This window comes from Exiguobacterium sp. CH10 (assembly GCF_018617635.1).
Classification (GTDB): Bacteria; Bacillota; Bacilli; order Exiguobacteriales; family Exiguobacteriaceae; genus Exiguobacterium; species Exiguobacterium aestuarii_A.
This window is the reverse complement of record NZ_JACSKO010000011.1, coordinates 1-6,162: the sequence shown is the minus strand read 5'-3', so window position 1 is coordinate 6,162 and position 6,162 is coordinate 1. Positions and strand designations below refer to the sequence as shown.

The window sequence follows — 6,162 nt, the reverse complement described above, 5'->3', positions numbered from 1 at the left end:
CTGGGAGGCGTTTTCGCGAAGGATATATACAAGAACCCCTGTGCAAAATAAGTTGCCTTTAAAGGCGAATTAAGGGCTCGACAGGGGTCATTTTTGAGTCGGAAAGTTTGTGAAATCGGTCGTTTTTCGCCTAGTTTTCGAACTTTGGCTCAAAATCGTCCCTTACATTGCGTGGAGTTTTTATTTCACGCAAACTTGGCGTTTTTTTTGCTCTTTTTAGAGATTTCTCGATTCGGACACCTTCCGGTACAGTTCGATCACCTGGGGGTTCTCTTTCTCCCACGTCGTGTTCTTCAGCATCGGGATTTTGAATACCCCTTCCATCTCCGTCATCAATTCACCAAGACGACTTTCACGCTGGCGGACCGACGGATCTCGCATGATTTCCTCGTACTTTGTTTCGAATCCTTGAATCGTCATCAACATATTCATCACTCCTTCTGTTATTTTTTCTTCTCGACGTAATTCCGCAGCACGCCCTCGACCAACTCGTAAAGTTTCACATCGTTCTCCAAAGCGATCTGCTTCAACTGCTTATGTAGCGCCACATCCATGTCCACCGAAACTTTTTTGCGATTGATCCGTTCCGGTTTCGTCTCGATCGCGAAATAGTCGTCGTCCAGCCGGGACTGTCCCGTGACCGGGTCTATCTTCAACGGATCCGTGGCGACACGCTTCGCCTTTGTCACACTGGAACGGCTCGTCTGAACAAAATCGAGCACCTTCTTATCCGCATTCGGATGGCTGCGGTCGATGTGCCACCGTTTGGTCCGTTGGTCGAACGTCGCCCCGGCCGACTTCAGCGCCTCTCGTAGTTTCTCCTTGCCCACTGGTGCATGTTGCTTCGCCAGATCCAAGAACTTCATATGCTCGTTCAGTTCCGTCACCTCGTAAATCGTGAGGTCCATGTTCTTCATCGGAGACCATCCTTTCTTCTTTGGTTGTTGCCAACCTTCCCTCTTACCCTCTTAATTCTTCGAAATTGGGGCTAATCCCTTCTTGTTTTTCCTTCTGGATCGCCCTGGCATCCTGTCGGATGTCTCGGGCGATCCTCTCCAGGTCGTTCTTCTCTCTGCTGAACGCACTTCGCTACGGCGTTTCCGCCTTCGCTCGCTTGTCGGGGCACATGCGGAACACGTCGCCAGACTACGCTAGGCTCGTATTCCTCGTGCCACATATGAATTTGCATCTTCTATTGCTTCCTCGCTGACCGGTTTGCTCTTTGTTCTTTTCTTTTTAGAACTTGGAAAGAAAAAGACTTGAAACCAAAGAGCGCACCGGGCATACTCCGGTAGGGAAGATAGGAAACGGCTGGATGGGCAGACTAACCCCTTTGAAAAAGGATGCGGTTAAAATCTGCCCACCACGTTCTCCGTCTAGTGCAAGACGAGGTATCCGTATGTCTAGGCGTTCCAAGACTCCGGGGTGTCTCAACCCCGACATGTGACTCGCTGCGCATCATTCGCGCACACAAGGCGTTTCCACGCCCTACCTTGCTGCCTTTCGGCGACTCGTCACATAACCCACTGTACGACGGCCAGGGCCGTCATACGTCGTGTCACAGCAATCATACAGCCGCCTACGAGGAACTCCCCCACCGTTTGTCGTGGGACTGCCTCCGGTCGTACCATATGACCCCGTCTGAACCTCTCAACGATCTTTACCATATCCCCGAAGGGACTTAGGCTATGTACAGGGCTTTCCGTCCTTCCCCTGCTAACGTCACACCACCTGCTGGAACCGCCGTGGTGACCGATCTACTTTGTTGCGTCGGCTAGATGGACCTACTCGTTTTAAGAGCGAGTGCAGAGCTCCGTCATTCACTTTTTGAATCTATGTAGTCCATAGTCTATAAACCAAAATAAAAAGATGAGTTTATAGACGAACGAAAAAAGACCGTTCAACTGGCGCTCTCCAGTCAAACGGTCTTTGTAGATAGGGTTCATACGCTTGTTTTTACTTAAAAAACAGGGTAGTATGTACCTATAAACGTGCCCCTCGGTGTTCGGGGGGTACACCGTTTAACCAGTGTTAGCGCACTTGGTTAAACAAAAGTCATTCCATTGATTCATATCAGTAGTTGGTAGCTTCTGATATGGGGAGGAGTGGCTTTTTTTCGTCCATGTTTAATTGTCTTAATATTAACAAAACAATCGCCATTGTGGAAAGTCTTTATTTCCCACAAAAGCTTTTTTTGTAATGTTCGCTTTTTTTATATTGAATAGGGCGGCGTTTATGCGAGAAGAAGGCTAAACTGAAGTAGCTAAAAGGTCGGTTTTAAACCGACCTTTTTGTAATGAATTAATTTGGTCAAAATGAAGTGTGTACTCCTGGTAAAACTTTGAATTTCTCTCTAGTTATGGCGTATGCTGTTCCTGAAAGATATGCAACTCCACCATTATTTCTGTTCATACCTACAGATCCACTAACGGTTTGACCTAAGATACCCATGCTGCCAATAACTGCGTCTCTTGAAAAACCAGAATGGTATCTTAACTTTACAAGACCAGAAAAATGAAACGGCCATGCTGTAGCTGGTTTAACAGACCAATAAAGAATCCTTCCAGAATCACCTGCTACGATACTTGCTCGTCCACCGGGACCAGTCACTGAAGAATACGGTGTAATACCAAGTCCATTCACTCCAAAACTAGCGTCTGATACAACACTATCGGGGTGATTAAAAATAGCATCAGAAATTTCTGGATTGTCTCCGAAATCTGTAATTGTAATTTCGTCATCCACAAAAGTGACTTCACCTTTATTTTCAGTTAAGGCTTCTAAGTTTTGTTCACTATTTTCACTTGCAAATGTTGGAACGACTATAACGAAAGTAAAAAGAAAAGCGAGAACAGGTGTAATAATTTTTTTCATAAATCATCTCCATTTTTTTCTATTTTATGTAATTGCATTGATTATGATATCACAAAAAAAACGGAAGGTGAGGCGATTTATTGTATGATAGTTGATCATTATCAGAATCTATTAAAAAGGCTTTGTAAGGCTCGTGACATTTCTCCTCGAAGAGTTAAATTTGAAAACATTGAAGATATAGTAGTGATTAATATTAAAAATCAATTGAAAGAGGGCGTAGATTTAGAAAGTGTCATCATTTTAAATCTTATTAATCAAACAGTTGTACCTTTAGGTATAAAGTTTGATCAGCAATTATGTGTATATCCAAATGGAGATAGACTGGATAAAGTGTCGATCTATTTTAACAAGGATGATTATATGCTTTTAAACGAAAAACTAGAGATTGGGGAACTATTTTAAATCTATAAAGAAATATAAGGAGCATGAAAAACGGAGATACAACAATCAGAAAATTGATGAAGCGGAGATTGAATATCGTGATTTTGAACTTGAAAGGTTGGTGGACGGAAACGGGCACTAACCTTTATAGGCAATTGACACATTAATTTTTTGACCTTGATTGAGCTGACGGAAGAAGAAAAGCGGAGATATAACAAGCAAGAGATTGATGAAATGGACATTGAATAAATAAAAAGGGGCGTAGATGACTAGCGAAGTCACCTACGCTTTTTTTAGTTAGTTTTATCAAAACGCTGAGAGTTATTTTTCTTTTGGTTAATTTTATAAATAATCGAGATTATTAGAAAAAGATAAACTATTGCGGTACTGGCATATGCGAAGTATTCAAGCCACGCTTCACTGTATGGATAATTAGAAATATTATATGTCATAAAAGTGAAGATCAAACTTAGAATAACTAGAAACTTTAAATCCAAAATATTCTTTTTTATATCTTTTTTTGACATTTTAATTACCACCTTTTTAAATTTTCTGATAACATTAATATATCACAACATTTTCTTGTTGTTACAAAAAGGGGGAGGGAAAATGGTATTAAAAAATGCTTTAAAATCTGTAATTGTTACTACTGCAGTGGTGTCTACTTTAAGTTTCCCATCAAGTGAAGTTTCAGCTAATGAAGGAGAAAAGGACTATAAAGTTGATGACGCACTAGTTTACAACACCAATTATGGGTCTTCTTTACAGGAAACATCGATTGGGAATAGTTTGTTAAATGGTGAAATCACTCCGATGTATGTACCGATTCCATATAGCTACATACATACTCGGTTCTATAGTAATTATCAAGTAGGTCAAATGGTTGATCAAATTCCTGCAGGGATAAGTAGTGCAGGAGCATTTCTATTGGGTTTGGCCTCAATACCTTCGGGAGTTGCACGTCCTTTAGCCCTTGGTGGTTTTATAGTCGCGACAGGAACGCAAACTCAAAAATCTTATTTCCGTAGTGCTTATGATCAGGGGTATGGACTACAACTTATCGTTCGTAAAAACCCTAACTATAACGGGTATAATGCTGCTACTTTAGGTGAGTGGGTAAAGACAAACGTAAGAATGCAATGAGGATTGTTTGAATTGAACTGATCCAGTGACCTCGAGGGAACGGGTCGGGAAAGATGAGTTTAGGGAGTGTCGATTCCGTTAGGGATTGATGCTCCCTTTCTCGTGGCAAGACACGAGAACAGCCCTTGGTTCTAACCTCGTAGAGACCGCCTCTTGCAACGCAAGAGTATAGCAGGCTATACTCTTGTAAACAGACTGACGAACATCGCCCCTCGTTTCATCTCGGTTCTCGTCGTCATCAAGGAGGAAAAACCATGGCATTCGAATTCGCTTGGAACGCTCAAAAGAACCAAATCAGTGACGTGAAAGGCAAGGAAAGAGAGCAAGAACGAGAAGGCAGAATCAACAACAAGATGATCGATTCCTCGCGGACCCATCTCAACTACGATTTCGTGGATAGCGAGGTCGGATTGTATCGAAGGGTCAAGGAACGGAGTGACTACCTGAAGTCCCAGGGGAGCAAAGTCCAAAAAAATTCGGTCGTCCTATACTCCAACATCATCACGATCCCGAAGGAAGAAGCCGTGAAGATGACGGACGAGGAACACAAACGATACTTCAAGAGTTGCTATGAATACTTCTGCGACCGATACGGAACAGAAAATGTGATGAGTGCCAAAGTTCATTTGGACGAAACGACTCCACATATGCATCTTCATTTCATGCCCGTGAACAAAGAGAATGGGAAACTCCAAGCAAGAATCGTGATGGGGCCAAAAGCGTTGCGTGAGATCCACGACCAACTACCAAAATTTCTTCAAGAACGAGGATTTGACGTACAACGTGCAAGTGGTAACAAAACAAAGATGAAACTCGACATCCATGAATTCAAAGCCCATCAAGATTTCAAACGACAAACCGAACTACTTCGCGAGGAAGTTGAAGCATTGTCCAAAAAGGCGGATCAAAGAAAAGAATACGTCCTGAAGGCCAAAGATGTTCGTGACCAGTTGGATGAGCAGGTTGTCGAGTATGAGAAATTGCTAGGAAAACAGAAAAAACAAGTCGAGGTCGGTCAGAAGCGTCTAGATTCTCTATATGCTGAACTCGAAACGACTGAAGACTTCGTCAGCAAAGAAGTTGAATCATTGAAAGGACAAGCAGATCAGTACCGTTCGCAAATCCAAGATACGATTGATGCACTATCGGATTTACGTCTTGTCGAAAGTTTTGGCGAGAGCGTCAAACGACAGAAATTGTCGAGTAACCTAACGATATCGCCTTCTTCTTTTGAGAATTTGAAAAAACAAGCCGAATTGTCCGTCCAACTCCAAAAGGCGCTGCAGACAAGTGAACGAGACAGGAAACGACTTGAAGATCGGAACAAGTATCTCGAGTCACAGAACGACCGCATCCCAAAACTACTTCAAGAAAATCGACGACTGACTAAAGAAATAGAGTTCTTCAAATCTTTGCTGACAAAATTGAAAGATGCATTGGTTAATCAGAAGATGGTTGCCCAAGACAAATTGGACGAATGGATCGGCTCGTTCAAGTCGAGAACGGCCTTTGAAATGAATGGATCTATCGATCCGAAGCTCGAGAATGAGAAAGAAAAAGAAGGCTTCGAATGGCATCGAAAACAATTCGGGGCGAAATACGAAGAGAAAAGCAGCGATATGGAACGATAAATCGTCCTGGGAGGCGTTTTCGCGAAGGATATATACAAGAACCCCTGTGCAAAATAAGTTGCCTTTAAAGGCGAATTAAGGGCTCGACAGGGGTCATTTTTGAGTCGGAAAGTTTGTGAAATCGGTCGTTTTT

Annotated in this window: 6 protein-coding genes; 3 read left to right on the top strand and 3 right to left on the bottom strand. The window is 42.6% G+C overall.

The window, feature by feature from the left end; translation table 11 throughout:
- Positions 1 to 216: 216 nt before the first annotated feature.
- From KNP04_RS15175 to KNP04_RS15165, 3 genes are all read right to left on the bottom strand, one after another.
- A complete protein-coding gene (locus tag KNP04_RS15175) occupies positions 217 to 426 on the bottom strand; it encodes a hypothetical protein (protein WP_251130001.1) in 210 nt (69 codons plus the stop codon).
- Between the two features lie 17 nt (positions 427 to 443).
- Positions 444 to 917 (bottom strand): hypothetical protein, encoded by a 474-nt coding sequence (locus KNP04_RS15170; protein ID WP_214877091.1) that lies wholly within the window; start codon positions 915 to 917, stop codon positions 444 to 446.
- A 1,393-nt stretch (positions 918 to 2,310) separates the two neighbouring features.
- Complete coding sequence (locus KNP04_RS15165) at positions 2,311 to 2,874, bottom strand: hypothetical protein (protein ID WP_214877089.1); 564 nt, start codon at positions 2,872 to 2,874, stop codon at positions 2,311 to 2,313.
- Positions 2,875 to 2,958: 84 nt separating this feature from the next.
- On the opposite strand from KNP04_RS15165, the gene KNP04_RS15160 reads away from it, so the two are divergent.
- From KNP04_RS15160 to mobV, 3 genes are all read left to right on the top strand, one after another.
- Entirely contained in the window at positions 2,959 to 3,276 is a 318-nt protein-coding gene (locus KNP04_RS15160; RefSeq protein ID WP_214877087.1) for a hypothetical protein, read from the top strand.
- A gap of 588 nt (positions 3,277 to 3,864) precedes the next feature.
- Positions 3,865 to 4,398 carry a hypothetical protein gene (locus KNP04_RS15155; protein WP_214877084.1) on the top strand — a complete coding sequence of 178 codons (534 nt, stop codon included), beginning with the start codon at positions 3,865 to 3,867 and terminating at the stop codon, positions 4,396 to 4,398.
- A 254-nt stretch (positions 4,399 to 4,652) separates the two neighbouring features.
- Positions 4,653 to 6,029 carry a MobV family relaxase gene (gene mobV / locus KNP04_RS15150; RefSeq protein WP_214877082.1) on the top strand — a complete coding sequence of 459 codons (1,377 nt, stop codon included), beginning with the start codon at positions 4,653 to 4,655 and terminating at the stop codon, positions 6,027 to 6,029.
- Positions 6,030 to 6,162 lie beyond the last annotated feature (133 nt).